26 protein-coding genes, 2 tRNA genes and 1 pseudogene are annotated in these 26,852 nt (G+C 40.9%); 14 read left to right on the top strand and 15 right to left on the bottom strand.

The features are described from left to right. Nucleotides 1–10 precede the first annotated feature (10 nt). Nucleotides 11–481, top strand: coding sequence for an outer membrane lipoprotein (locus EAE92_RS15205; RefSeq protein ID WP_214068666.1), 471 nt, complete (start codon nt 11–13; stop codon nt 479–481). A gap of 85 nt (nt 482–566) precedes the next feature. Here the strand turns inward: EAE92_RS15205 and slyA are convergent, their stop codons facing one another. Both slyA and EAE92_RS15195 read right to left on the bottom strand, forming a co-directional pair. Continuing rightward, a complete protein-coding gene (gene slyA / locus EAE92_RS15200; RefSeq protein ID WP_036805437.1) occupies nt 567–998 on the bottom strand; it encodes a transcriptional regulator SlyA in 432 nt (143 codons plus the stop codon). 559 nt (nt 999–1,557) lie between these two features. Continuing rightward, a complete protein-coding gene (locus EAE92_RS15195) occupies nt 1,558–1,797 on the bottom strand; it encodes a DUF1289 domain-containing protein (RefSeq protein ID WP_036805434.1) in 240 nt (79 codons plus the stop codon). 172 nt (nt 1,798–1,969) lie between these two features. On the opposite strand from EAE92_RS15195, the gene gloA reads away from it, so the two are divergent. Further along, a complete protein-coding gene (gene gloA / locus EAE92_RS15190; protein ID WP_040149886.1) occupies nt 1,970–2,383 on the top strand; it encodes a lactoylglutathione lyase in 414 nt (137 codons plus the stop codon). Then, nucleotides 2,383–3,039, top strand: a complete 657-nt coding sequence (gene rnt / locus EAE92_RS15185; RefSeq protein WP_214068665.1) for a ribonuclease T — start codon at nt 2,383–2,385, stop codon at nt 3,037–3,039. Before gloA ends, rnt begins: the two co-directional genes overlap by 1 nt. 113 nt (nt 3,040–3,152) lie before the next feature. On the opposite strand, the gene EAE92_RS15180 is transcribed toward rnt, so the two are convergent. After that, nucleotides 3,153–3,500 carry a Grx4 family monothiol glutaredoxin gene (locus tag EAE92_RS15180; RefSeq protein ID WP_214068664.1) on the bottom strand — a complete coding sequence of 116 codons (348 nt, stop codon included), beginning with the start codon at nt 3,498–3,500 and terminating at the stop codon, nt 3,153–3,155. A 692-nt stretch (nt 3,501–4,192) separates the two neighbouring features. Here EAE92_RS15180 and purR point away from each other — a divergent pair. Then, nucleotides 4,193–5,218 (top strand): HTH-type transcriptional repressor PurR, encoded by a 1,026-nt coding sequence (gene purR, locus EAE92_RS15175; protein WP_214068663.1) that lies wholly within the window; start codon nt 4,193–4,195, stop codon nt 5,216–5,218. Between the two features lie 6 nt (nt 5,219–5,224). Here purR and punR read toward each other — a convergent pair whose 3' ends face one another. Continuing rightward, nucleotides 5,225–6,133 (bottom strand): DNA-binding transcriptional activator PunR, encoded by a 909-nt coding sequence (gene punR / locus EAE92_RS15170; RefSeq protein ID WP_214068662.1) that lies wholly within the window; start codon nt 6,131–6,133, stop codon nt 5,225–5,227. A 147-nt stretch (nt 6,134–6,280) separates the two neighbouring features. On the opposite strand from punR, the gene punC reads away from it, so the two are divergent. Then, the gene (gene punC / locus EAE92_RS15165) at nt 6,281–7,477 is read left to right on the top strand and encodes a purine nucleoside transporter PunC (protein WP_246545233.1); all 1,197 of its coding nucleotides are present in this window, start codon (nt 6,281–6,283) and stop codon (nt 7,475–7,477) included. A 298-nt stretch (nt 7,478–7,775) separates the two neighbouring features. Then, a complete protein-coding gene (gene cfa / locus EAE92_RS15160) occupies nt 7,776–8,927 on the top strand; it encodes a cyclopropane fatty acyl phospholipid synthase (RefSeq protein WP_214068660.1) in 1,152 nt (383 codons plus the stop codon). Between the two features lie 186 nt (nt 8,928–9,113). On the opposite strand, the gene EAE92_RS15155 is transcribed toward cfa, so the two are convergent. Then, entirely contained in the window at nt 9,114–10,091 is a 978-nt protein-coding gene (locus EAE92_RS15155) for a CgnE/CgnB domain-containing protein (RefSeq protein ID WP_214068659.1), read from the bottom strand. Nucleotides 10,092–10,512: 421 nt separating this feature from the next. Beyond that, entirely contained in the window at nt 10,513–11,169 is a 657-nt protein-coding gene (locus EAE92_RS15150) for a riboflavin synthase subunit alpha (RefSeq protein WP_214068658.1), read from the bottom strand. Nucleotides 11,170–11,393: 224 nt separating this feature from the next. Here EAE92_RS15150 and EAE92_RS15145 point away from each other — a divergent pair, with 224 nt between their 5' ends. The 4 genes from EAE92_RS15145 (at nt 11,394) to pykF (ending at nt 15,020) form a co-directional block, all read left to right on the top strand. Next, nucleotides 11,394–12,767, top strand: a complete 1,374-nt coding sequence (locus EAE92_RS15145; protein ID WP_214068657.1) for an MATE family efflux transporter — start codon at nt 11,394–11,396, stop codon at nt 12,765–12,767. Nucleotides 12,768–12,937: 170 nt separating this feature from the next. Then, a tRNA-Val gene (locus EAE92_RS15140) sits at nt 12,938–13,014 on the top strand. A 59-nt stretch (nt 13,015–13,073) separates the two neighbouring features. Beyond that, nucleotides 13,074–13,150 (top strand) — tRNA-Val (locus EAE92_RS15135). A gap of 460 nt (nt 13,151–13,610) precedes the next feature. Beyond that, nucleotides 13,611–15,020, top strand: coding sequence for a pyruvate kinase PykF (pykF, locus tag EAE92_RS15130; protein ID WP_214068656.1), 1,410 nt, complete (start codon nt 13,611–13,613; stop codon nt 15,018–15,020). 884 nt (nt 15,021–15,904) lie between these two features. On the opposite strand, the gene EAE92_RS15125 is transcribed toward pykF, so the two are convergent. Next, nucleotides 15,905–16,756, bottom strand: a complete 852-nt coding sequence (locus EAE92_RS15125) for an enoyl-CoA hydratase-related protein (RefSeq protein ID WP_214068655.1) — start codon at nt 16,754–16,756, stop codon at nt 15,905–15,907. A 440-nt stretch (nt 16,757–17,196) separates the two neighbouring features. On the opposite strand from EAE92_RS15125, the gene EAE92_RS15120 reads away from it, so the two are divergent. Then, a complete protein-coding gene (locus EAE92_RS15120) occupies nt 17,197–17,433 on the top strand; it encodes a major outer membrane lipoprotein (RefSeq protein WP_036805405.1) in 237 nt (78 codons plus the stop codon). 109 nt (nt 17,434–17,542) lie between these two features. Here the strand turns inward: EAE92_RS15120 and EAE92_RS15115 are convergent, their stop codons facing one another. The 7 genes from EAE92_RS15115 to sufA form a co-directional block, all read right to left on the bottom strand. Beyond that, on the bottom strand, nt 17,543–18,613 hold the full coding sequence (locus EAE92_RS15115; protein WP_214068654.1) for a L,D-transpeptidase family protein: 1,071 nt from the start codon (nt 18,611–18,613) through the stop codon (nt 17,543–17,545). Nucleotides 18,614–18,728: 115 nt separating this feature from the next. Further along, nucleotides 18,729–19,145, bottom strand: a complete 417-nt coding sequence (gene sufE / locus EAE92_RS15110) for a cysteine desulfuration protein SufE (RefSeq protein ID WP_214068653.1) — start codon at nt 19,143–19,145, stop codon at nt 18,729–18,731. A gap of 35 nt (nt 19,146–19,180) precedes the next feature. After that, nucleotides 19,181–20,419, bottom strand: coding sequence for a cysteine desulfurase SufS (sufS, locus tag EAE92_RS15105; RefSeq protein ID WP_214068652.1), 1,239 nt, complete (start codon nt 20,417–20,419; stop codon nt 19,181–19,183). Beyond that, on the bottom strand, nt 20,416–21,729 hold the full coding sequence (sufD, locus tag EAE92_RS15100) for a Fe-S cluster assembly protein SufD (RefSeq protein ID WP_214068651.1): 1,314 nt from the start codon (nt 21,727–21,729) through the stop codon (nt 20,416–20,418). The genes sufS and sufD overlap by 4 nt, the downstream gene beginning before the upstream one ends. Continuing rightward, a complete protein-coding gene (gene sufC / locus EAE92_RS15095) occupies nt 21,704–22,450 on the bottom strand; it encodes a Fe-S cluster assembly ATPase SufC (RefSeq protein ID WP_214068650.1) in 747 nt (248 codons plus the stop codon). The genes sufD and sufC overlap by 26 nt, the downstream gene beginning before the upstream one ends. Before the next feature lie 57 nt (nt 22,451–22,507). Then, on the bottom strand, nt 22,508–24,004 hold the full coding sequence (gene sufB, locus EAE92_RS15090) for a Fe-S cluster assembly protein SufB (RefSeq protein ID WP_214068649.1): 1,497 nt from the start codon (nt 24,002–24,004) through the stop codon (nt 22,508–22,510). A gap of 12 nt (nt 24,005–24,016) precedes the next feature. Further along, nucleotides 24,017–24,385, bottom strand: a complete 369-nt coding sequence (sufA, locus tag EAE92_RS15085) for a Fe-S cluster assembly scaffold SufA (protein ID WP_214068648.1) — start codon at nt 24,383–24,385, stop codon at nt 24,017–24,019. Nucleotides 24,386–25,147: 762 nt separating this feature from the next. On the opposite strand from sufA, the gene EAE92_RS15080 reads away from it, so the two are divergent. The 3 genes from EAE92_RS15080 (at nt 25,148) to EAE92_RS15070 (ending at nt 26,617) form a co-directional block, all read left to right on the top strand. Then, the gene (locus EAE92_RS15080) at nt 25,148–25,306 is read left to right on the top strand and encodes a Hok/Gef family protein (protein WP_071824117.1); all 159 of its coding nucleotides are present in this window, start codon (nt 25,148–25,150) and stop codon (nt 25,304–25,306) included. A 535-nt stretch (nt 25,307–25,841) separates the two neighbouring features. Next, the gene (locus EAE92_RS15075) at nt 25,842–26,000 is read left to right on the top strand and encodes a Hok/Gef family protein (RefSeq protein WP_214068647.1); all 159 of its coding nucleotides are present in this window, start codon (nt 25,842–25,844) and stop codon (nt 25,998–26,000) included. Nucleotides 26,001–26,458: 458 nt separating this feature from the next. Further along, on the top strand, nt 26,459–26,617 hold the full coding sequence (locus EAE92_RS15070; protein ID WP_071824117.1) for a Hok/Gef family protein: 159 nt from the start codon (nt 26,459–26,461) through the stop codon (nt 26,615–26,617). A gap of 123 nt (nt 26,618–26,740) precedes the next feature. Here the strand turns inward: EAE92_RS15070 and EAE92_RS15065 are convergent. Then, nucleotides 26,741–26,852 (bottom strand): annotated as a pseudogene (locus tag EAE92_RS15065) (IS630 family transposase); the annotation flags it as partial.

Below are 26,852 nucleotides of genomic sequence, written 5' to 3'. Positions count from 1 at the left end.
AGGAGTTACTATGTTTAAGCACTTTTTAGTTAGCGCGGTTGCCGTCGCTTCATTATCAGGCTGTGTCAACACCGATTCTCTCTCTGGTGATACCTATACCGCTGGACAGGCTAAACAGGTCCAGACGGTCTCTTACGGTACAATTGTTTCTGTTCGTCCTGTCAATATTCAGGCGGGTAGCGATGAGAATGTATTAGGCGCAATTGGCGGCGCGGTTCTGGGAGGCTTGGTTGGTAATACTATTGGCGGCGGCAGCGGCAATACATTGGCGACTGCCGCTGGCGCGATCGCCGGGGGTGTCGCAGGCCAAAACGTTCAGGGAGCTCTTAACACAACTAAAGGTGTGGAACTCGAAATTCGTCGTGACAGTGGTGAAAGTATCATTGTTGTTCAAAAGCAAGGTAAAACTATTTTCCATAAAGGTCAACGAGTAAGAATCGCAGGCCAAGGCAGTAATATTACTGTTTCACCTCGACAATAAGATATAGAAATAAGAAAACCGTGACTTCATTTTGTAAGTCGCGGTCTTCTTTCATCCGGTTAGCATTTCATGGCTATCGTAATTACTATCTACTCTGTAATTGGATAATATTTTGCTCTAACTTCTGCACTAAAGTGGAAAGAAAAGCAAGTTCCTCCCGTGAAATACCCTCCAGAATCTCATTTCTTGTGGATTCAATAACACCATCCAACTCCCTAATAACCGATGCAGAATCTTCAGTTAGCTTGATTCTCTTTGCACGACGATCATTGGCACAAGTATGCCGGGTGATAAGTTTTTTTTCCTCAAGCTGATCTAATGTCCTGACCAAAGATGGTTGCTCGATACCGATAGCTTTCGCCAACTGTATCTGAGATTGCTCCTGAGGTAACCGGCTAATATTGTATAACGTTACCCAATGAGTCTGAGTTAATTCTAACGGCTTTAAACGGTAGTCAATTAAAGCACGCCAAATACGAACTAACCGTGCCAGATCTGATCCCAATGTAGATTCCAATTGTCCCTCCTTAAATAAACTAGCCTACTAAACATAACAGCCAAATTTTTCTAAATCAGGCTAACTAGCCTTAAAAAAGTATATATAACTTCTGCATAATCACAGTAAATTCTTAGCAACTAACTAATTCAGGTAACTATAACCAAGAACAACTAAACTTAATTTAAACTCAGAACAAAACAATTAACATACAATATTTTTACCATAAAAACTATCAGAACTATGAATACAAGCAGACAGAAACCAATAAATATCATTCAATACTTTATTCAAAGTACTATAAGAATAGCTGTCATCTAAATGCTAAGCTATCTATTTTTACATTAATGTTGCTTTTATTTTACATTTATCACACAACTGAGCTTAAAATTCCATTTAAAACATAAAGTTATAAGAACACTCAAATAAGTTCCCTTAGTCTTTTCGTTAAGTAAAAAATAAAAAAATAACAAACAAAATACTTAAGATTATAGTAGAACATTTATAGCTTAGCCAAAAATATAACCCTATATAAGTAAATCATTGAATTGTTAACTTTAATAACTTCAAAAATCTCTAATTAAAATAGTGATGGCTGCTCAGGTGGTTCTTCATCTGTCTGATTTTGTGCTCTCAATGCACGTAAATATCTTTGCCGGCACAGTCGCAATACTTCACGCTTTTGCCCATCAGACATTTTCATCCAATTAAATCTTTCTTCCCGGCTGCGATAACACCCCAGACAAAAACCTCGCTCATTAGCCTGACAAATTCCTCGACAAGGACTGGGAATAGCAAAAAACTCCAGTTGCTCAGCCATCACATCCCGTTTCCTATACAATTCACATACTATATTTAATTATAAACCCAGATAAGAATAAATTATAATTATGGGAAAATTGAACTGTAACCGTAAGACACGTTATAGTTAGTGGTTTTTGTGCGACCTACCGCACAAAAATATTGGTAAAACCATTAAATTAGAGGTAATTATGCGTTTACTCCATACTATGATCCGGGTTGGCGATCTACAACGCTCCGTTAATTTTTACACTGAAGTGTTAGGCATGCGCCTGCTACGCACCAGTGAAAACATCGAATATAAATACTCACTCGCCTTCGTTGGCTACGCTGACGAAAGCGAAGGAGCCGTAATCGAGTTAACCTATAACTGGGGGGTTGACCATTACGAAATGGGGAATGCTTTTGGTCACATTGCATTAGGTGTTGATGATGTCGCAGCCACTTGCGAATCTATTCGCCAAGCCGGTGGCAACATTACCCGTGAAGCAGGTCCTGTAAAAGGCGGTACAACCGTTATTGCTTTCGTTGAAGATCCAGATGGTTACAAAATTGAACTGATTGAAAATAAAAATGCCAGCAACGCTCTGGGTAACTCGATCTGATGTCTGATAAAAAAGAGCCAAACGTCCTTAGTGGGCGTTTTCGAGGTTATTACCCTGTTGTTATTGATGTTGAAACTGGCGGCTTTAATGCCAAAACAGACGCATTACTTGAAATTGCCGCCGTTACACTGGAAATGGATGGTGAAGGTTGGCTAACGCCTAGCGAATCGCTTCACTTCCATATTGAGCCATTTGAAGGAGCCAATCTTGAACCAGCAGCCCTGGAGTTCACCGGCATTGATCCATTAAATCCGCTACGTGGAGCAGTGAGCGAATATGAAGCTCTACACGCTATTTTTAAAATGGTTCGTAAAGGGATAAAAAATAATCATTGTAATCGGGCAATTATCGTTGCTCACAATGCTAGCTTCGATCATAGCTTTGTTATGGCTGCCGCGGAACGCGCCAGACTAAAGCGAAATCCGTTCCATCCGTTTGCAACTTTTGACACCGCTGCTTTAGGTGGTCTGGTATTAGGACAAACAATCTTAGCAAAAGCCTGCATCACCGCCGGTATCCCATTCGACAATCATCAGGCTCACAGCGCTTTATATGATACTGATCGTACCGCTGAATTATTCTGTGAAATGGTTAACCGTTGGAAACAACTTGGTGGCTGGCCATTAACGACGGCAACAGAAGAAAAAAACGGATAACTAGCTGAACAGCCAGATTAATACAATCAAATCTAAATTTAAGCAATAATACCCCCCCATATATCAGTATATGGGGAGATAGCATAATAATCTGTCTGTAAGTAATTAAAAAATTACTCTGTCGCGTCTTCGTTCTCGGGACGATATTTATCAGCAGTTTCTTTGATTAATGTTTGTAACTCACCACGCTGATACATTTCAATGATAATATCGCATCCACCTATCAACTCACCTGCTACCCAAAGTTGAGGAAAGGTTGGCCAATTAGCATATTTTGGCAATTCTGCACGAATATCTGGATTTTGCAAAATATCTACGTAAGCAAAACGTTCACCACATGCAGATAAAGCCTGAACAGCCTGCGCAGAAAATCCACAACTTGGTAATTTAGGAGAACCCTTCATATACAATAAAATTGGGTTTTCTTTAATTTGGCGCTCAATCTTCTCAATAGTCGTCATTTTTATTTCCTTTAAACCAACACTATGTTGATAACCAACATCGTCACAATATTACGGAGAATACCATTTTCTCTCACTAAGATGTATCCTGATCTTTTCTTATCCTGATGCGGATGGCGCCATTTTCACTGTTATTTATCGTAGAAGTTGCCAGGATGACTAGAAATTTACCGGCACAGCGGGGAAAGATTTTGGTTCTGGGGTGGGCTTAACAACCATCAGATTAATTCATTACTCTCTGTTTTAACACCCAAAGGCGAAGGGCAGATAAACCACTGAGACTATCCGCCCAATTTCCTTTCAACGTAAAGTCCAATTTTTAAACCATATAATCGGCTCAAATCAGGCAAAGATCAAACAAAGAGCGGCAAAAATGGCAATCATCACCAACGTGCTAACAGCAGTAAATAAACCAAGTTTCAAATCGGTATTCATAGAGCCTCCTCAGAATAAAAAGTTTATAACGACAAAACCAGTCTATTGAGATGGTTAATTGCCCTTACATAAGGAAAAGCATAAATAGCGATTACCATTCATTTTATAACACTGATTATTGCTTTCACTTTTGAGCCAGATCAGACAAAATCCAGAATTTATCGCTAACTTATTACCAGTCCCCTGTGTAAAAGGACTGGCAAGCGATTAACAAAACGTTTTAAATTTAGACCAAAAGGTCAGGAGTCTTTCACCTCATGGCAACGATCAAAGATGTGGCTAAACACGCTAGCGTCTCAACCACTACCGTATCCCATGTTATTAATAAAACCCGCTTCGTCGCTGAAGATACTAAAGCTGCCGTTTGGGCTGCTATTAAGGCTCTGAATTATTCACCCAGCGCCGTCGCTCGCAGTCTGAAAGTTAACCACACAAAATCGATCGGATTACTGGCAACGTCCAGTGAAGCCCCCTATTTTGCTGAAGTCATTGAGGCCGTTGAAAACAGTTGTTATAGCAAAGGCTATACGCTGATTTTATGTAACTCACACAATAACATTGATAAACAGAAAGCCTATCTCGCCATGCTGGCACAAAAACGTGTAGATGGACTGCTGATTATGTGTTCAGAATACCCGGAGCAATTGTTGGGAATGTTGGAAGATTATCGCAATATTCCAATGGTCGTCATGGATTGGGGTCAAGCCAGAAGCGACTTCACCGATACGATTATTGATAACGCATTCCACGGCGGTTATCTGGCTGGTCGTTATCTTATCGAGCGTGGTCATCGTGATATTGGCGCGATCCCTGGCCCCTTAGCGCGAAATACCGGCGGTGGACGCCATCAAGGATTCTTGAAGGCGCTAAAAGAAGCCAACATTCCGATCAAAGAAGAGTGGATTATTCAGGGGGATTTTGAGCCAGAATCGGGCTATAAAGCCATGCATCAAATTCTGCATCAAAAACAGCGTCCGACTGCGGTTTTCTGCGGCGGAGATGTTATGGCTATGGGGGCTATTTGCGCTGCTAATGAATCAGGATTACGCGTCCCGCAAGATATTTCTATCATCGGTTATGACAATATACGCAACGCTCGTTATTTCTCTCCGGCATTGACCACCATTCATCAGCCAAAAGAACGACTGGGACAAATGGCGTTTTCTATGTTATTGGATAGGATCATCAACAAACGTGAAGATGCACAAACTATTGAAGTACATCCACGCTTGGTTGAACGACGCTCTGTCGTCGATGGTCCATTTATCGACTATCGCCGTTAACCCGCTTTATTCATCTTGAAGCCATTCAGCATTAAGAGTTTCACTATCGCCAAGATAGTCAAGCAGCCAACTTAATGCTGGAGAATGGCTATTTTGTACCCATGCCAAACAACATGGACTGTCTGGTAAAGGCTGTTCCAATTCCAGCACGGCGAGTTTCTTCTGCCGAATAAGCGGCATTACCCTATGCTTAGGCACCATTCCCACACATAGCCCTTCGTTTAAACAAGACAGACCAGACTCCCAATCAGGAACTACCAGCCTGCGCTGGTTATCCAGATTCCAGGTGTCACGCTTCGGTAAATTACGAGATGTATCTTCAAGGCACAAACTTGGATAAGGCCGCATTTGGTCATCAGATAGCGGCCCCGGCAACTGAGTCAATTCATGACCTGCGCTAACCACACATAGCCAGGGCATAAACCCCATATCTCGGAAACTATATCTTTCCCCGGCTGGAGCTACCCGGGTCGCCCCAATGGCAACATCAACTCGACTATCCACCAACGCGTCCCACACACCATTAAACACTTCCTGATGAATAAAAAGTTCTATATCAGGAAAATGGTGGTAAAAATCAAGAATAAGCTGACGACTACGTTCTGGTTTGACAACGCGATCAATAGCAATATTAAATTGCCCTCGCCAGCCGTTTGCAACTTGTTGACACTGGTGACGAGTATCAATCATTTTTTTGATAACAGAGCGAGCTTCTTTGATAAAAATAGCGCCTGCCTCAGTTAATTCCACATCCCGATGATGACGCTCAAACAACGAAACGGCAAGCCACTCTTCCAATTGTCTTACGGTATAACTGATCGCAGAAGGGACACGGTGAAGCTCCGATGCCGCGGCACTAAAACTGCCTGTTCTGGCAACCGCATCCACGACTTCAAGTGAGTATTCCGACCACATAATTTTACCTTTCAATTTTTTTCACAGCACTATGCAAATATTACCATTTCACAAGTAAAAATCACGACGTATAGAATATGTGTCAATATTGTTATCTACCTATCACTGCAAACTATTTCAATCATGACATTCAAAGAGAGTAATCAAATGAAAAACTCAAGTCAGTTCATGTTCTACCTTGCAGGCTTGAGTATGCTCGGCTATCTGGCTATTGATATGTATCTGCCAGCATTCGGTGCTATGCAACAAGAATTAGGGACATCAGCAAACGCAATTAGCGCCAGCCTAAGCATCTTTCTTGCAGGTTTCGCCTTTGCTCAACTTTTGTGGGGGCCTCTTTCAGATCGCTTTGGCAGAAAACCGATTATTATCACCGGCCTATCTCTGTTTTCTATTGGCTGTCTGGGAATGATGTGGATAACAGACTCCACTCAACTTTTAGTTTTGCGTTTTGTCCAAGCCATAGGTGTTTGTTCAGCCGCCGTCTCATGGCAAGCATTAGTTATTGATCGTTACGATTCCAATCGTACCAAACGTGTTTTCGCAACGATTATGCCATTGGTTGCACTCTCCCCTGCCCTGGCGCCTTTAATGGGAGCCTGGCTGTTGCAACATGGGGGCTGGCGCATAATTTTCCTAGTCTTATTGACAATCACATTAATACTGTTGTTTTTTACTCTGTTTTTGCAAGAAAATCGCAAAAACCGTGAAATTCAAATGCAAACAAATAATGTCTCTTTCCTTACGCTATTAAAATCACCACTGTTTAATGGCAACGTTCTGATATTCGCATCATGCAGCGCCGGCTTTTTTGCCTGGTTAACCGGCTCCCCTTCAATTCTCGGTGAAATGGGATATACCCCCGATGACATCGGTCTGAGTTATATCCCTCAAACGTTGGCCTTTATCGTTGGAGGTTATGGATGTCGCAGTATTTTAACCAAAATAAAAAGTGAGATTATTTTTCCTTATCTGTTAGCTGGCTATGCTGTCAGCATGATTGCGCTCTATTTGATTGCAAAATTTAGCGAGCCAACGCTATTCACTATTTTGATCCCTTTCTGCTTTATGGCTGCAATGAATGGCGCATCATATCCAATTGCAGTAGCAAACGCTTTATCCGCTTATCCACAAGACAGTGGAAAAGCTACTGCATTACAAAACACGCTTCAATTAGGACTCTGTTTTATTGCCAGTCTGGTTGTATCAGCATTTATTAGCAATCCACTTATATCCACAACCACTGTCATGGTTTCTACCGTTGTTCCAATGACATTAGGATATTTTATACAGTGGAAAAAAAACGCTGATCGCTGTATTCAAACAGTTGAACAAAATTCCTGATATTAATCAAATTTTTATATCAATAAAGGCTGCTAATTATCAATTAATTGCGGCCTTTATTTATTAATTGATAAAACAATTTTACGCTTTTATACTTAATAAAGATCTTTATTACAAATAACCTGGAATTTGAGGTTTTGAGGAGCAATGATTGCCCCCATTAAACTTATGGATTAGTCATCTTTAAGATTTTTTTACTTTGATTCTTTGTTATTTTTTGCATTTTGCGTCTTCGCATCCTGCTTTGTTAGCTAAAACGAGCTCCTCAGTATTCCATCACCCTAACGTTGGAGAGTATATGAGTTCATCCTGTATTGAAAACCCGAAAACAGCCATTAACTCCTGGCAGAGAATTGCCAATGAGATGCTAGAAGAAGCAGGTATTCAAATTAATGGTCACAATCCTTATGATATCCAGATAAAAAATCCTAATTTCTATAAAAGAGTTTTACAACAAGGTTCGATGGGATTAGGTGAAAGTTATATGGATGGCTGGTGGGATTGTGAGCGGTTAGATATTTTCTTTTATCGCGTATTACGCGCTGGATTAGAAAATAAAATGCCCAATAATCTCAAAGATATAGTAAGAATCGCAACAACCCGCTTACGTAATCTGCAAACGCCAAAAAGATCATGGATTGTCGGTTATCAGCATTATGATTTAGGAAATGATCTTTTTACCCGTATGCTTGACCCTTATATGCAATATTCCTGCGGATACTGGAAACAAGCTAAAACACTGGAACAGGCTCAACTTGATAAGTTGAAACTCATCTGCGAGAAATTGGAACTTTCTCCAGGTATGACCCTGCTGGATATTGGATGTGGTTGGGGTGGGCTATCAGCTTATGCCGCTAAGAATTATGGCGTTTCCGTCACAGGCATAACGGTTTCAGCCGAACAACAGAAATATGCACAGAATCAATGTACAGACCTGGATGTAAAGATCATTCTGAAAGACTATCGGGATTTACATGAGCAGTTCGATAGAATTGTTTCTGTCGGTATGTTTGAACACGTTGGACCTAAAAATTATGCGACTTACTTCGACGTTGTTCAAAGAAACTTGAAACCTGATGGCTTATTCCTGCTACATACTATTGGTTCCAACAAAGCTAAAGCCAGCGCTGACCCGTGGATCAGCAAATATATTTTTCCTAATGGCTGCCTGCCTTCGATTGAGCAAATAGCCCACACCAGCAAACACTGTTTTGTTATGGAAGATTGGCATAACTTTGGCGCAGATTATGATCGAACACTGATGGCCTGGTATGAAAGATTTATCGCCAGTTGGCCTGAAATACAAGATAACTATAGTCCAACGTTTAAACGCATGTTTAGCTATTATCTGAATGCCTGCGCTGGTGCGTTTCGTGCTCGCGATATTCAATTATGGCAAGTCATATTCAGTCTAAAAGGCATTGAAGGCGGATTACGGGTAGCCCGATAGTTAACCAAAAGCTACAGGTTTCCACTGTAGCTTTTATTCAATGCAACATATCTATACCCTATGGATTTCAAGATGCATCGCGACGGCAAGGGAGTGAATCCCCGGGAGCATAGCAAACTATGTGACCGGGGTGAGCGAGTGCAGCCAACAAAGAGGCAACTTGAAAGATGACGGGTATATTTCTCACTAACGGAAATCACCCACATAACCATTATCAAAAAAAACGGTTTGATCAAATGCTATTTTTCCACCAGAAAATATCAAATCTAAATGATGGCTCCCTTTTACGCCACCACCTAAACCAAGATGTAAGCCAGGATGCCGCTCTTCAAAACCGGCATTTCTGCCATAAAGCGCTTTCACTCCAGTGTTAGTACCAATACCAAATTCTTCAACAATTCTATTTCCGTGATTATGATTTAGGTATAAATTAAAATCTCTACTAAATTCATCATTCTCACAATCAAACCCAATAATTTCACCCTCTTTTATATTTATAGTCATCATATCATTGACAACCCCATACTTTATGGCAAAGGGCGCAGTACTCAAAAAGGTACCACTAAAGCTAATACTGCCGTTAAGGTTCTTTATATGACTTGCTATTTCCCCAGGAATAACATCAATATTTCCGTTGCCATCAATGGAAGTCCATTTATGGTCCTTTTCTAAATAACCTACAATCGAGTTCCCTTTATTATCTGTATATTGAATCTTCTGTGATCGACTTGATAATCCAATAAGTTTTTGATTCCTTTCTGTTATTGATGCTGGCGGCTCACTAAATGCTTCAATAAAATGCGGACCATAATCTTTAAACAGTACAGATTTCTTCCATGATTCAGTAATAAAGCTTCTTATTTTGGTTAGATATTCTGGCCCTTGTGGAGATGCATTCTTTAATGTTGATGACGCGTAAAGAAAAATAAACAAATCACAATCGGATATTTTTTGTTTTACATCGTCTGGCGGCGTTTTTTCTAAGAAAGCGAAATCAGATTTCACATCGAAATGCTTTTTATACACATGCATCTTTTGCGCAATATCGCCATGCTCAGTATCAGATCCGATAAATATTTTTATACATTCATCATTTCTTACTTTATCCGAAATCGCAGGATGATACGATAAACAACGATACATATTCTCAAGACTTTTATCCATGAGGACAATCCTGTTTATTTTTAAGTAAGGGGAGACTCCCCTTACTTATATAGTATTATAACGAACCTTAATTATAAAAAACCGTTAAGGCCAAAGTGCGGTACCAAAAGGTACGACAGCTTGCGCATTCATCATTTCAACAGCATCATCGTGTGTAGGTTCTTCAAGCCATTCATCTAACTCAATCGGGTTTTCCATAAAGTAGCCTCTAAAATATCATCGTGGAGATTAGTCTGCGCTTTACGAGAAAGAGCATTAACACAATAATAACAACATTAACTATATTAGTTAACAAAATATGCAAGACACTGCAATATAAATCACAAAAAGGAGCGTCGTTGGTTCAATGCTCCTTTTTAACGCCGTTAATTCTGTTTGAAAGCGACAAGTGGAGGTCCGCCTGTCGCTCCTCATTTATTGATCATTCTTCCATCAATGTCTCTGGCTGCTGAGAGAGGACCTGTTCCCGCTCTCTCTGGGCAAGAACGCGCTCCACAGTATCAACAATCGCTTGAGTCTGTGAGTCAATCTCAATATTTACTCTCTGACCAAGACGTTTCTTACCCAATGTTGTACGTTCCAATGTTTCAGGAATAAGGTGAACGCAAAAACGATTATTAACCACATCGCCAATTGTCAGGCTAATTCCATCGATGCCGATAAATCCTTTATGTAAAATGTATTTCATTAGTTGCTTATCACGGATACGGAACCATATTTGATGATTATTTTCTGAAGTGAAAATTTTAGCTATCTCAGCAACCGTGATGATATGACCGGACATCAAATGCCCGCCAATCTCATCCCCAAATTTAGCCGCCCGCTCCAGGTTCACATAATCCCCTAGCTGCAAATCACCAAGATTAGTCAGACGTAGAGTCTCTTTCATTAAGTCAAAACTAATCTTATCGCCTTCTATTTTGGTTACCGTCAGACAACAACCGTTATTGGCAATCGATGCCCCGGTTTCAATACCTGGCAATAATTCAGCTGGGAATTTAACAACATGAGTCCGAAAATTGCTCTTTTCATCAATAGCAACCAAGGGTGCCTTTCCCTGAACGATGCCCGTAAACATAGAAGAACCTCTTAATGACTGTGTATAATTATTAATTAGTTTATATCAAGTTGTCATTGATAAATACCACCTAAACATTTGAATATAAACTCAGCATGATTGTTGTAATATAGTATCAAATAGATACAATACCCCGGTTAGTAAACGGTTGATTTTTCGAAAATCGTTTCTTATATACAGGCGTTTTTCTTAATATTTTCTACTTTTAAAATAAGGTGTGATGCGTGCAGAAGTATTTAAAAGAAGCGCGTAGTTTGCTCGCTCTAGGGATCCCCGTCATTATTGCCCAATTTTCCCAAACTGCAATGGGAGTTGTGGATACCGTTATGGCGGGTAGCGTCAGTGCAACCGATATGTCTGCGGTTGCCGTTGGCACCTCTATCTGGCTGCCAGTTATTTTATTTGGTTACGGCTTACTATTAGCTTTAACACCCATTATTGCGCAAATGAATGGCTCTGGACGCAGGAATCTCATTGCTAACCAAACTCAGCAAGGATTTTGGTTAGCGATTTTCCTCTCCATTATCATTATCGCTATTTTATACAACAGCAAATTCCTGATTGACAGGCAACATAATATAGATCCACTTTTAGCCGAAAAAGCAGTTGGATTTATCCACGCAATCATGTGGGGTGCGCCAGGCTTCCTGTTTTATCATGTGCTGCGTAATCAATGTGAAGGTTTATCGAAAACCAAACCAGGCATGGTTATTAGTTTTTTAGGATTGCTGATTAATATTCCAATTAACTACATACTCATTTACGGTAAATTCGGCGCGCCCGCTTTGGGTGGCGTTGGTTGCGGCGTCGCAACCGCTAGTGTTTACTGGGCCATGTTCTTACTCATGCGTTGGTATGTGAAACATTCGTCATCACAAAAAGATATCCGCCCTAAACATCGTTTTGCCGCACCAGATTGGCATACTCTGAAACGTATTTCAGCTCTCGGTTTTCCTATTGCGATGGCGATGTTTTTTGAAATTACCCTATTTGCCATAGTGGCATTGCTGATCTCTCCTTTAGGCATTACTGCTGTCGCAGGGCATCAAATCGCACAAAATTTCGGATCATTAATGTTTATGTTCCCAATATCTTTAGCTGCGGCAACCACTATCCGCGTGAGCTACAATTTAGGACAAAAGTCTACCGATAACGCCCGGATATCAGCCTATACCGGAATTATGGTTGGTTTGGTATTTGCTTGTTTAACCGCAGCTTTTTCTATTATTCTGCGAGAGCCGATCGCTTTGATGTATAACGACAATCCTGAAGTTATCATCATGGCATCGAATCTGATGTTATTTGCCGCGCTTTATCAATTATCTGATGCCGTACAGGTTGTAGGGGCTGGTGTTTTACGTGGATATAAAGATACGCGTTCTATCTTTTATATCACTTTTATCGCTTACTGGATTTTGGGGCTGCCAAGCGGTTACATTCTGGGATTAACTGACTATTTCGTACCCGCTATGGGGCCGCAAGGGTTCTGGATTGGCTTTATTATTGGCCTGACTGCATCAGCAGTGATGGTATTTACCCGCATTTTGTGGATACAAAAACAGCCAGATGAGATAGTTTTACAACGCTCAACTCGCTGATTTATTTTCTATAAAGCCGGGGACGAATACTTAATTGGTGGAATAAGCGACAAATTCACTGTATGTAGATGCAAATACGAACAGTTAAACAATAATTTGTATTATTCCCTTGCCAGAAGGCTAACTCGCCGCTAATATTCGTCCCCGTTGTCGCCAATGCAATTTAGATTGCGTCCGTAGCTCAGTTGGTTAGAGCACCACCTTGACATGGTGGGGGTCGGTGGTTCGAGTCCACTCGGACGCACCAATTATTTGATTAATATTATTTGGTTAATATTGTTTGGTTGATAACATAATCTTATTAGTGCGTCCGTAGCTCAGTTGGTTAGAGCACCACCTTGACATGGTGGGGGTCGGTGGTTCGAGTCCACTCGGACGCACCAAGTCTACAAATCTCTTTTCTTGCTTTTATTATCTCTTGGTTGTACTCAATCTGCTTGCTGCGTCAAAATACACTGTTAGCTGTTTACAAGCAGTTTCCGCAATGAGTCATAACTCCTCTTTGTTAAGATCTGCCCCATTTTTCCAGATTATCGTTATAATTAATTCACATAATCATTTTTCGATTCATTTCACAGAAATAAGTCTCTATAATACGGCGCAATTTACAGTTGAATGGTTTCAGCTCATTAGTTTGCCGAACACTGAAAAGTTATAGATTAATCGTATGTATAAACTCACATAATTACATGTGCCTAACCTTGCACAAAAAGCACCGCATGTCTTCCCCGCCACCTGTCCTTAATGATGTTGCGCAACATTCAACACTATATGGTATCTGCGCAAACCATAAAGTTGGCGGTTTCACTATTTTATCCAATTAAAACCTGTAGATAGATTGTCATGAAAAAAACCAAAATTGTTTGTACTATCGGGCCAAAAACAGAATCCGAAGAAAAACTGACCGAACTGTTGAATGCCGGCATGAATGTTATGCGCCTTAACTTTTCACATGGAGACTATGAAGAGCACGGCCAGCGTATTCAAAATATCCGTTCAGTTATGGCTAAGACAGGCAAACAAGCCGCTATTTTGCTGGATACCAAAGGCCCGGAAATTCGAACCATGAAGCTGGAAGGCGGTAATGATGTCACTCTAACCGCTGGTCAGACCTTCACTTTTACCACTGACACTTCCATTATCGGTAATAAAGACCGTGTAGCTGTCACTTACAGTGGTTTCCCTGCGGATCTGGCTCCCGGTAATACCGTGCTAGTCGATGACGGTTTGATCGGCATGACAGTCAAAGAAGTCACTAAGTCAGAGGTCATTTGCCAAGTTTTGAACAATGGTGACTTAGGTGAAAATAAAGGGGTTAACCTGCCGGGTATTTCTATCAGTCTGCCTGCCCTAGCTGAAAAAGATAAACAAGATTTGATCTTTGGTTGCCAGCAAAGTGTTGATTTCGTCGCCGCTTCTTTTATCCGCAAACGCTCCGATGTTCTGGAAATCCGTGAACATCTGAAAGCGCACGGCGGTGAAAATATTCAAATCATCTCTAAAATTGAAAATCAGGAAGGTCTGAACAATTTTGATGAAATTCTGGAAGCTTCTGACGGGATCATGGTTGCCCGTGGTGATCTGGGCGTTGAAATCCCGGTAGAAGAAGTAATCTTCGCCCAGAAGATGATGATTCAAAAATGTAACATCGCTCGCAAAGTTGTTATCACTGCAACTCAAATGCTCGACTCCATGATTAAAAACCCGCGCCCTACCCGTGCGGAAGCCGGTGACGTCGCTAACGCTATTTTGGATGGTACTGATGCAGTTATGCTTTCTGGTGAAAGTGCAAAAGGTAAATATCCAATAGAAGCAGTGACTATCATGGCAACGATTTGTGAACGTACAGACCGCGTAATGCCAAGCCGTATTGAAGCCGTCAATTGCCGTAATCTGCGCGTAACCGAAGCGGTGTGCCGTGGCGCCGTTGAAACAGCAGAAAAACTGGAAGCTCCTTTGATTGTGGTCGCAACCTATGGCGGTAAGTCTGCCAAATCCATTCGTAAGTATTTCCCCGGCGCCCCTATTTTGGCACTAACCACGAATGAAGTGACTGCCCGCCAATTACTGCTTGTTAAGGGCGTTTCTACCCAAATTGTTAAAGAAATCGCCTCTACCGACGATTTCTACCGCATTGGTAAAGAAGCAGCACTAGCCAGTGGCCTGGCGGAGAAAGGTGAAATCGTGGTTATGGTATCCGGCGCCTTGGTTCCAAGCGGCACAACCAACACCTCGTCTGTTCACGTACTTTAATTTAATAAGTTGTTTTATTTCTGAGATACCGCAAATATGGCGGTATTTCAGAACATTAACTATCTGATTTTCTTCATCAACTGATGTAATACCAAATTATCTTCCCAATAATTATAATTGCTAATTTATTTATATCTTATCTATCTAAATGAGTGACAAAATAATCTTATTTACCATTAACCACAAATTTAAAATCACCATTTTTAATTCTGATTTTTTAAAACTCCCATTTTAAATAGAACAGATTTAATAATCAGGCAGAATATATAACCATATATAAATATATTTCAAAAACAACGAGTACCATTAACTCAAATGAAATAATAAGACGCTCTATTTTACTTCCTTCTTTCGATATCTTTTATATCATTGGCATTGCCGCTACCCTAGATCTCTATCCATAAAACTAACGGTAAATACAGATTATCCTTCAGTTTTATTGGTTTTCATATTTTAGTCGCAACATGCAAGAAGCTCAGTTGATAGAAATGAAAAATATATTAACTCACGCCTCAAAAGCATATCTTCTAATATTGTAATCTATAATGAAGTATTATTAAAAAATTCATCATTAACTATTATCTCTATAATCCAGACATTAATTAAGAGTGTCAAATGAAATGAAAAAAAGACAATCTTTTATCAACGCCTTAGATATTTTAAATCAGAATTATATAAATAAGAATATTATTAATATATATAATTTGTTGATTTTTTTGTAAAAATTATAACCTCGCCAGAAATGATAATGATTGCCATTCTCTGTTTTCTTGCGGTCAGAAAATGGCTTAAGCTTCAACAATGATGGCATTTTACAGCACTATACCCTATGGATTTCAAGATGCATCGCGACGGTTTGTATGCCATCAATATCTTTTCCTTAATCATGGTTCATCGAAAGCTTTACCGACTTCACTTAAATTCTGGAACTCACTTTTTGTTCCGGCCGCTTTCGCTTGAATCGAGCACAGAATATCTTGGCGACTAAAAATCGAAGCTTGCAAAAGTGCTATTTGTTGCAGCGATTCATAAACACCATGATCACGGCTGTAAATCATAGCTCGTTTAATCCCGTTAATGGCAACTGGGGGCCGATCAGCAATACGCCGGGCAGTCGCGAGAGCGCCTTCGATTAATGCCTCTGTAGAAGGGAATACTTTTACCACCAGCCCCAAATCATGAGCTTGAGCCGCATTCAGCGTATCTCCCGTAAGGGCAAGATAGCGGGCCATACCCCCAGGGATCAAATGTTGCAAACGTTGAAGAATACCTAAGTCAGCCATCATACCGATATTGGTTTCTTCTATGCGAAACTTCGCATTTTCAGCAGCAAAACAAAAATCGCATGCGGCAATTAAGTCAAAACCTGCGCCAAGACAGGCGCCTTGCACCGCGGCAATAACAGGGAATCGCGCACGCTCCAATACGCTTATCGCCTCCTGCATTTGTAATAAGCTGAACTGCATCGATTCCCGCTCATTAGGATTAGCCGTATTAGCCTCTTTGCTAGAAGCAAAAATTTGCAGATCAAGCCCACCACAAAATGTGTTTCCTTGTGCTGAGATCACCATTGCCCGAACTTCACCTGAACGACTAAGTTGCTCTATTGCCTCAGGAAACCTTTTCCAGAACCCAAGCGCCAAACTATTTGCCTTTTCGGGACGACTGAGTTGTAAATGAGCGACTCCGTTGTCAATGTTGATGTTAAAATATTCGTTAGATTTATCAGTTAACATAACAAACTCCTCTTACCAGTTTGCATTTGAGCCTAGGATTCAACCTGAACATTGTCAAGTTGTTCATCTACAGTAAGATTCAGTTAACAAATTTGTTTTAAGAAAACCCCTAAATTTATGTATAAAAAATGGCTTCCTTACAGAGATGTCCTGATGATTCAATAGATGCAAGATGATCTGGTTGTTGTATTTTTTATTTATAAGAATTTTTAACTAAAATTATTTCGAAGAATATCATTCCCTCATGGAATAGGCTTTTTTTGATTAAAATGTTACTCAACGGTTTTGTTTTTTTACATTCAGATAAAAATTATCCACTCGTTAAAGAGAAAAATTGAAATAATTGGTTTTCATGATAAAAATTTATTCTCTTTCTAAAAAACTTTGTGTAATACTTACATGGCTACTTGGAGATTAACTTAAATCTAGAGGGTATTATAATGAATCGTACTAAAATTGTACTGGGTGCAGTAGTTCTGGCTTCTACTCTGTTGGCTGGTTGTTCAAGCACTGCTAAAGTTGACCAATTGACTTCTGACATTCAGACTCTGAATGCAAAAGTTGATCAACTGAGCAATGACGTGAACGCAGTACGTACTGACATTCAAGCCGCTAAAGACGATGCAGCTCGTGCGAATCAGCGTCTGGATAATCAAGTTCGTTCCTACAAAAAATAATTTTTTGTAATTATGTACAAAAATGGCGCACAGTCTATCTGTGCGCCGTTTTTTATCATCGGATTCTGTCAGATAAATATTTGCTGACTTCCCTGTCCGCAATAAAATATTAATTTTCCCGATAGATAGGCCCAGGCTGATATAACGGTGGTAATTTAAACGATTCAGATATATCTTTATTCACTGCTTGTTCAGCACCTTTAACATCATCCTCTACCCTCACGATATTCTCTTCCTGCAACTCCTGTTGTGTTTCAAGTTCTATGCCTTTACTTACCAATACCGGCATACCAGAACGGCGGACTATCGCTTGTTCAACAATGTTTTTATCCGTTTTGCTATTATCAATGAACTTGTTCAAATCAACTGATCGGACAATAGGTAATGTCTGTGGATCATCATACTCTTTCTTAGACAACGGCTGGTGTACTTCAATATAACGCTCACCATTTGGTTCTATAGAATACTTAACCGCTTCATTGATAATTTGTACTCGCGTTCCACGGGGCACAGTGTTGAATAACGTTTCAATATCATCAGGACGTAAACGGATACAACCGGAACTCACCCGCATGCCGATACCAAAATCAGCATTCGTGCCGTGGATCAAGTATTCTCCGCGCCCGGCAGCTAAGCGCAACGCAAATAAGCCCATTGGGTTTTCAGGACCAGCAGGAACAACCGCAGGTAAGGTAATCCCCTGTTCAGCATAATGTTTACGGATATTCTTAGTCGGCGTCCAAGTTGGATCTTTAATTAACTGGCTGACAGATGTTGTCATCACTGGCGTATTACGACCAAGTTGCCCAATACCAATCGGATAAACGATGACTTTATTTTTTCCTTTAGGGAAGTAGTAAAGTCTGAGTTCTGCAAGGTTAATCACAATCCCCTGCCTCGGTGTATCAGGCAACAGCATTTGTGACGGAATAATCAGTTCAGAACCCGGAGTAGGCAAATAAGGGTCGGTACCAGGGTTAGCTTCCAGCATTGCCAATAAACCAATTTCATATTCGGCAGCAATGGCTTCCAAAGAACGCCCATCATCGGGTACAACCAATGTCGCATTTTCGCCAATTAAACGGCTATTGGCCGCTGGCAAAGTATATTCTGTGGCGCTAACGATGTTAGCTAGCCCACTTAACAATAACACGCCAATAAACGTTAAAACTCGTTTCATGCTTGCTTCCTGGAATGACTTCTGAATGGTTATCGAATAAATTTAAGTGTAAAAGGTTGAAGCCTTATCGGCCGTATATGTTATCAGTAGTGAAAGAAACTCGTAAGACTAGTATTTAAACCATTTTACTTGCCCTATTTCGGATGGCGCATATCATCGCATGCAGCCCCTGCGTGCGTGAGGGTGTCAGATGTTGCTCCAAAGACAATTTTCCAAAATATTCAGTCACATCCAAAGCCAAAATCTCCTGGAGCGTTTTATCCTGAAACAGGATAAAGACAATCGCAACCAATCCTTTAACAATAGCGGCATCACTGTCGCCAATAAATTCCACTTTGTTTTGGTGATTCGTTCTCAGCAGTATCCACACCTGACTCTGACAACCTGCGATTAAATTCTCAGGTTGGCGTTGTTCGTCAGTAAGAGGAGCCAACCTCGCCCCCAATTCAATCATATAGAGATATCTTTCTTCCCAGTTCTGACAACGGGAAAAATTACGTAACAACTTATTTGTGTCGGGCAAACTTGCCATGACTTTTTCCTTACACTCTTTTGATCTATACCAGGTCAACCCAGTAACTGTTCTATTCGCCGCAATGCAACAACAAGCGCATCAATATCTTCTTGCGTAGTATAAATCGCCAATGACGCCCTACACATACTGGAAACGTGATAATGCTCCATCAAAGGAAGGGCGCAATGATGTCCGGTACGGATCGCTATTCCATATTGATCAAGAAAACTTCCCACATCATAAGCATGGTGCCGACCAAGGTTGAACGCAATAACCCCCTGACGTCGCTCAGGACCATACAATTTCAGGGTTCTGACCTCTTTCAACCGTGCCATTGCATAATCCATTAGTGCCTGTTCATATTGCTGAATTTCATCCAACCCAAGTGAAGTGACATAATCGACAGCAGCGCCAAGCCCAATAATTCCCGTAATATTTGGGGTTCCCGCCTCAAATCGCCACGGCGGCTCTGCATAGGTTATCCCCTTTTGCAGGCTAACTTGTTTTATCATCGCGCCCCCCCCTTCCCAAGGCGGCATAGCATCCAGCAGGGATTTACGCCCATAAAGCACACCAATGCCTGTTGGACCATATAATTTGTGGCTGGAAAAAACATAAAAATCGCAGTCCAGATCCTGCACATCAACTTTCTTATGCATAATGGCTTGAGCGCCATCGACCAAAATATGTAACCGACTTCCCTGCTCATTAGCCAGTTTTCTTGCCTGTTTGATGATTTGACGTACAGGATTCACGGCGCCAAGCACATTAGAAAGGTGAGTGAAAGAGAGTAATTTAGTACGTGAATCAATCAAAGAGGCTAAAATTGCTTGATCCAATTCGCCATTCTCATTCAACGGCCATATTCTGATTTCAAAACCAATCTGTTCCGCCAGCATATACCACGGAACGATATTGGCATGATGCTCCATTTCAGTAATAACGATATTATCGCCGCTATTGATAAATTTGCGGCCATAACTGTTAGCAACCAGGTTAATCCCTTCCGTCGTACCTTTGACGAACACAATCTCTTCATCACTTCGAGCATGAATAAATTGCGCCATTTGGCGACGCACATTTTCAACCATCCGAGTAGCCGCAGAACTCAGGGTATGAATTCCCCGGTGAACTGACGCATACTGGTGTGAACAAAATTCACTTTCTCGTTCAATAACCGAAACCGGCTTCTGAGCACTGGCTGCACTATCAAGATAAACCAGTGGATGTCCATTAACCTGTTGAGCTAATACCGGAAAATCTTGTCGCACCTTTTTTACAGAAAAAGTCATTTTTCCACCCCCGCTAAGCGGTGCTTAATATGTTTCATCACCGCGCTTTTCAGGGATTCATCTGCAATAGATTCAGTCAGTTCAGCAGCAAAAGCAAATACCATCATATGCTCTGCATCATGTCGGTTGATACCGCGTGATTGCAGATAAAACAGTTGTTCTTCATCTATCCGACCAACGGTCGCACCATGACTGCATTTCACATCATCAGCGTAAATTTCCAGTTGGGGCTTGGTATCCACTTCTGCCTGTTTACCTAGCAACAAATTGTTATTGGTCATTTGTCCGTCAGTTTTCAATGCATGAGGCGCCACTTTGATCATGCCGTTAAATACCGCTTTGCTCTGATCCATCACAATGGTTTTATGCAACTGACGACTTTCACAATGCCCTTTATTATGTTCCAAATAAGTACGAGTATCGGCGACCTCTTTTCCTTGTGGCAACAGTAAACTATTCAACGACAGATTGGCCCCTTCGCCATTCAACTTAACACTGGTATTGTGTCGGCCAAGCCCAGAACCCAATAAAAAGCTGGTGCTTTTTACTTGAGCATCACGACCAATCACAATATCGTTATGTGCAAAGTGATAACTCGCACTATTCTCAACCCCCAATTTTATATGGGAAAAATGAGCATTGTCCCCCACCTCCGCAGTTAATCGGCTTCCTGTCATATGGGGTTGCTGTCCATCAATACTGGCGAAATGTTCGATCACGCTGGCACTCGCATTCGTGCCTACGGCAATATGGTAGCGGTAATGACTGGTATTCAATTCTTCGCTACCATGACCACTGGTTATATTCAACAGATACAAGGGTTTTTCTGCCACTTGTCCAGCCTTTAACGTAATAACCAAAGGCTGTTGAGCCAAACTCTCTGTCAAATGCAGAAAAATCTCACCCTGTACCGGTGCCGGAAGCCCACTTTTATTATCCAGTAAATTGAGCTGATAGGGTCCAAATTCACAGGAACTCAGTAAAGGTGAAAAACAACCATCCACCATAACGACACGCCAACAATCCATTGGAATCGCCAGTTGTTCACATTGTGCTACTGTCAATTCCCAAGTTTTGCTGCTGTATTGCTGATTTAACAATTTATCCAGCGGAGTATAACGCCAATCTTCATGCCTGAATTGGGGAAAGCCGGTTTGAGCGACTCGTTGCCAATGCAAACTGGCATGCGATGAATCCTCACCATGACGACAACGATATAAATTTGCAAAACGTGCTAATGCTTGCTGGTTACGTTCTGCAACCTGCCGCACCTGTTCAGCTTTTTCACTGTTGGTCAATAAGCCAGCCATAACCTTGCTCCTCCAACTTTTTCGCCAAACTGAAATCACCGGATTTAATAATTCGTCCTTGATAAAGTACATGCACAAAATCGGGCGTCACATAATCCAAAATACGTTGGTAATGGGTCACAATAATGAATGAGCGGTTTGGATCACGTAAAGAGTTCACGCCATTAGCCACAATTTTCAATGCATCAATATCCAGCCCTGAATCTGTCTCATCCAGAATACAAAGCGTCGGCTCCAGCGCGGCCATTTGCAGAATATCATTACGTTTTTTCTCGCCACCGGAAAAGCCGACATTGACTGAACGAGTCAGCAAATCCGGCGGCATATCCAACAATTCAATTTTTTCTTCGATAAAATCGGCAAAATCAAAGCGATCCAGCGGCTCCTGACGGCGATACTGGCGGACAGCATTCACTGCGGTTTGCAGGAAAAATTGATTACTGACGCCCGGAATTTCCACCGGATATTGAAAAGCCAGGAAAATCCCCTCCCCGGCTCGTTCTTCCGGTTCAAATCCAAGTAAATCTTTACCTTTAAAGGTGATTTCACCATCATCAATTTCATACTCTTCACGGCCAGCTAACGTCGCTGATAATGTACTTTTACCGGAACCATTCGGCCCCATAATGGCGTGAATTTCACCCGGTTTAACTTCAAGGTTTAATCCTTTTAAGATTTCATTACCTTCAACGCTAACTCGTAAATTTTTAATACTTAACATATTACATGCCTTCGAACGACTTAACGTTCTGTCATAAAAAAGGGAAACAGGGAAAGCTCATCCGACGCTGTGTTCAAGGCTGATCGCCAGCAATTTTTGTGCTTCAACGGCAAATTCAAGGGGAAGTTCAGAGAACACATCCTTACAGAATCCATTAACAATCATGGAAATCGCATCATCTTCACTGATGCCACGTTGCAAACAATAGAACAATTGATCTTCACCAATGCGAGAGGTTGTCGCTTCATGCTCCAGTTGCGCCGTATTGTTCTGTACTTCTATATAAGGGAATGTATGCGCGCCACATTCAGTACCAATCAACATGGAGTCACATTGGGTATAGTTACGGGCGTTTTCTGCTCCCGGTAATATTTTGACCAGCCCACGATAACTATTCTGACTACGACCGGCAGAAATGCCCTTTGAAATGATGGTCGATTTAGTGTTACGGCCAATGTGGATCATCTTGGTGCCGGTATCTGCCTGTTGAGTACCGTTAGTCAGAGCAACGGAGAAAAATTCGCCAATCGAGTTATCTCCTTTCAAGATCACACTGGGATATTTCCAGGTAATTGCGGAACCTGTTTCCGATTGCGTCCAAGACATCTTGGCATTTTCGCCTTCGCATAACGCTCTTTTAGTGACAAAGTTGAGAATCCCTCCTGTACTGTCGCCACCTGAGAACCAGTTTTGTACCGTGGAATATTTCACTTCGGCGTCTTTATGGATAATCACTTCGACAACAGCGGCATGAAGTTGATAACTATCACGCACCGGCGCGGAGCATCCTTCTATATAGCTGACATAACTGCCTTCATCAGCAATCAGGATAGTGCGCTCAAATTGTCCCGTTTTCGCAGCGTTGATACGAAAATAGGTGGATAACTCCATTGGGCATCGAACGCCCTTTGGCACATAAACAAAAGTACCATCAGAAGCCACCGCGGCATTCAACGCGGCAAAAAAGTTATCGTGGCTTGCAACCACACTGCCGAGGTATTTACGGACCAATCCAGGATATTCCTGTATCGCTTCACTAAATGAACAGAAAACAATCCCTTCTTTCGCTAACTTATCCCGATAGGTGGTTGAAACAGAAACGGAGTCAAAAATAGCGTCTACCGCAACCGCTTCACCTTCCCGTACAGGAACACCCAACTTACCAAACGCTTCTTCAATTTCCGCGGTTAAATAGCTATTAACTTGCTCCGCTCCTGCCTCTTGAATAGCACCAGATTGTGAATTGCAACTATCATCACAAGCACCACATGAAGGTGCTGAATAGTAACTGTAATCCTGATAGTCAAGATTGGGATAATTGGCTTTCAACCAATGAGGCTCTTCCATTCCTAACCAATGGCGATAAGCCTCCAACCGAAATTCCAGCATCCATTCGGGTTCATTGCGTTTTGCGGAAATAGCCCGCACAACTTCTTCACTCAAACCTTTAGCCAACTCATCCGTCGCCACCTGAGTGAAGAAGCCTTCTTTATAGCGATGATCGCTAAGCCAAGTCTGCACATCATCGCTGATTTCTACATTGCTCTGAGACATATATTGGTACACTTATATACCAAAGCTTTCACCACACCCACAGGCATGTTGTGCTTTTGGATTATTGAATTTAAATATCTGATTTAAACCTTCACGAACAAAATCCACTTCAGTACCATCAATAAAGGGCATGGCTTTCAAAGGGACATATAGACACGCGCCTTCATTTTCATACCTTAGATCATCAGGCGCGGGTTCGTTAACCATCTCAAACACATAGCCAAAGCCGGCACATCCTGACTGCTTAACCCCCAGATATAATCCTTTGCTTTGTGGGTTTTGCTGCATCAACTTTAGGATCTGCGCTGCGGCTCTCGTGGTGATGGTAATTCCTTGCCATGCGGTCTCATTTAGAGAAAAGGTTTCAACACTGTTTGTCATAGTTGGCCTCACATTTGTTCTATAGCTATTTTTGCCGCCGTTATCGGAGTGCTCTCCTTCCGTATAATGGTAATGATAACCTTTATCACTTCAACCATTTGTTTTAAGAGGATATACCTTAACAAGGTTAAATTTTATTCGAATACGATAATTTATGTTCATTTCATATGAAGGTATCTCTTTAATTTACTGTTTTATCTATAAATTATTAGTTTGATCAATTGTGCTATCTTTTACTTATTGGCGTAAAACAAAAGCACAAAAAGTTCATTAGAAATACCAATTTAATGTGAGTTTTCAGACACACCGGAGAATGACTCCTTCACCGGTATGAAAATAGCAGTCAGACATAGCAGTCAAACAAAATTGACATCGTTAACCGGAGATAAAGAATGGGGATTGCTATTATTGTATATGCAAATTAAATTTCTATTTAATCGACGCAATTAATTAAACGCATTAAGAAACAATTTAATCTATATATTCCATTTTCAACATTTCTTCCCTTTTTATTAATAGTTTGACTGGCTGGCTAATTTAATTTGAAGGTATTACGTGACAATAATAAATATTTTCAATATCTTGCATCTTATATGAATAAAAGTATACTGCCTCCGGGTGCTTGAGACTTTCTGTCTTGAGCATTATGTTCCAGGCAGAAAGAGAAAAGCCCCATCCGACTATAAATCGAAATGAGGCTACTCCTATGCCTAGCAACGTAAGGCTAGCCTCTTACCTGATAAAAAGCAAGGAGAGAAGGCTATGAAGCCGCAAAAAATCGCAATATTTAGTTTGATCATTATTTGTGTGACATTACTCATATTCACGTGGATAACAAGGGGTTCAATCTGTAAACTCCATATCAAACGAGGTAATACAGAGGTTGCGGCAATCATGGCTTACGAATCCAGCGACAGGTAAGGCAACCTTCGGCGGGAGGTTTTTACTCCCGCCCTTTTAGATGTTGTTATGACTTGGTTCTCAGGCACCCTTCATATTTAAGCGGCATTAAGCATAAATTAAAGCTACTGAAACTCTGCCATTCTTGGATTCACATAATAAGTGCAACATCGTTAACCGGAGATGTAAAATAGAGGTTGTTATTATATATTTTCTATTTAATTAATCAAATGCATTAAAAAACAATTTTATCTATATATTCCATTTTCAACATTTATTCCCTTTTTATTAATAATTTTACTAACTTGCTAATTTAATTCGAAGGTATTACGTGACCATAATAAATATTTTCAAGATCTTGATTCTCATGCGAATAAACGTATACTGCCTCCGGGTGCTTGAGACTTTCTGTCTTGAGCATTATGTTCTAAGTAAGAATTATGTTTCAGGCAGAAAGAGAAAAGCCCCATCCGACTATAAATCGAAATGAGGCTACTCCTATGGTCAACAACATAAGGCTAGCCTCTTACCTAGTAAAAAGCAAGGAGAGAAGGCGATGAAGCCGCAAAAAATCGCAATATTTAGTTTGATCATTATTTGTGTGACATTACTCATATTCACGTGGATAACCAGGGGTTCAATCTGTAAACTCCATATCAAACGAGGTAATACAGAGGTTGCGACAATCATGGCTTACGAATCCAGCGACAGGTAAGGCAACCTTCGGCGGGAGGTTTTTACTCCCGCCCTTTTAGATGTTGTTATGACTTGGTTCTCAGGCACCCTTTATATTTAAGTGGAAAATAGGGGGGCTATTATTATATATGCAAATAGAGTTTCTATTTAATCGACGCAATTAATTAAACGTATTAAGAAACAATTTTATCTATATATTCCACCTCCACCATTCTTTCCTTTTCTTATTAATAGCTTGACTAGCTGGCTAATTTAATTCGAAGGTATTACGTGACCATAATAAATATTTTCAATATCTTGCATCTTAGATGAATAAAAGTATACTGCCTCCGGGTGCTTGAGACTTTCTGTCTTAAGCATTATGTTCCAGGCAGAAAGAGAAAAGCCCCATCCGACTATAAATCGAAATGAGGCTGTTCCTATGCATGACAACATAAGGCTAGCCTCTTACCTGAAAAAAAGCAAGGAGAGAAGGCGATGAAGCCGCAAAAAATCGCAATATTTAGTTTGATCATTATTTGTGTGACATTACTTATATTCACGTGGATAACCAGGGGTTCAATCTGTAAACTCCATATCAAACGAGGTAATACAGAGGTTGCGGCAATCATGGCTTACGAATCCAGCGACAGGTAAGGCAACCTTCGGCGGGAGGTTTTTACTCCCGCCTTTTGAGATGTTGTTATGACTTGGTTCTCAGGCACCCTTTATATTTAAGTGGAAAATAGGGAGGCTATTATTATATATACCCAAGAAACTTCAAGATGCAGTTTTTAGCACCTGAAAATGGTCGTTAATTCTAGACATCAGCGAGTCCGCTATATCCGGTAGCGTTGTGGTGAAAAATTTGAAGACGTTGTCTCGAAATTCA

It is taken from the genome of Photorhabdus hainanensis (assembly GCF_018448965.1).
Classification (GTDB): domain Bacteria; phylum Pseudomonadota; class Gammaproteobacteria; order Enterobacterales; family Enterobacteriaceae; genus Photorhabdus; species Photorhabdus akhurstii.
The sequence above is the reverse complement of the archived record's forward strand: the minus strand, read 5'-3'. Positions and strand labels throughout refer to the sequence as shown.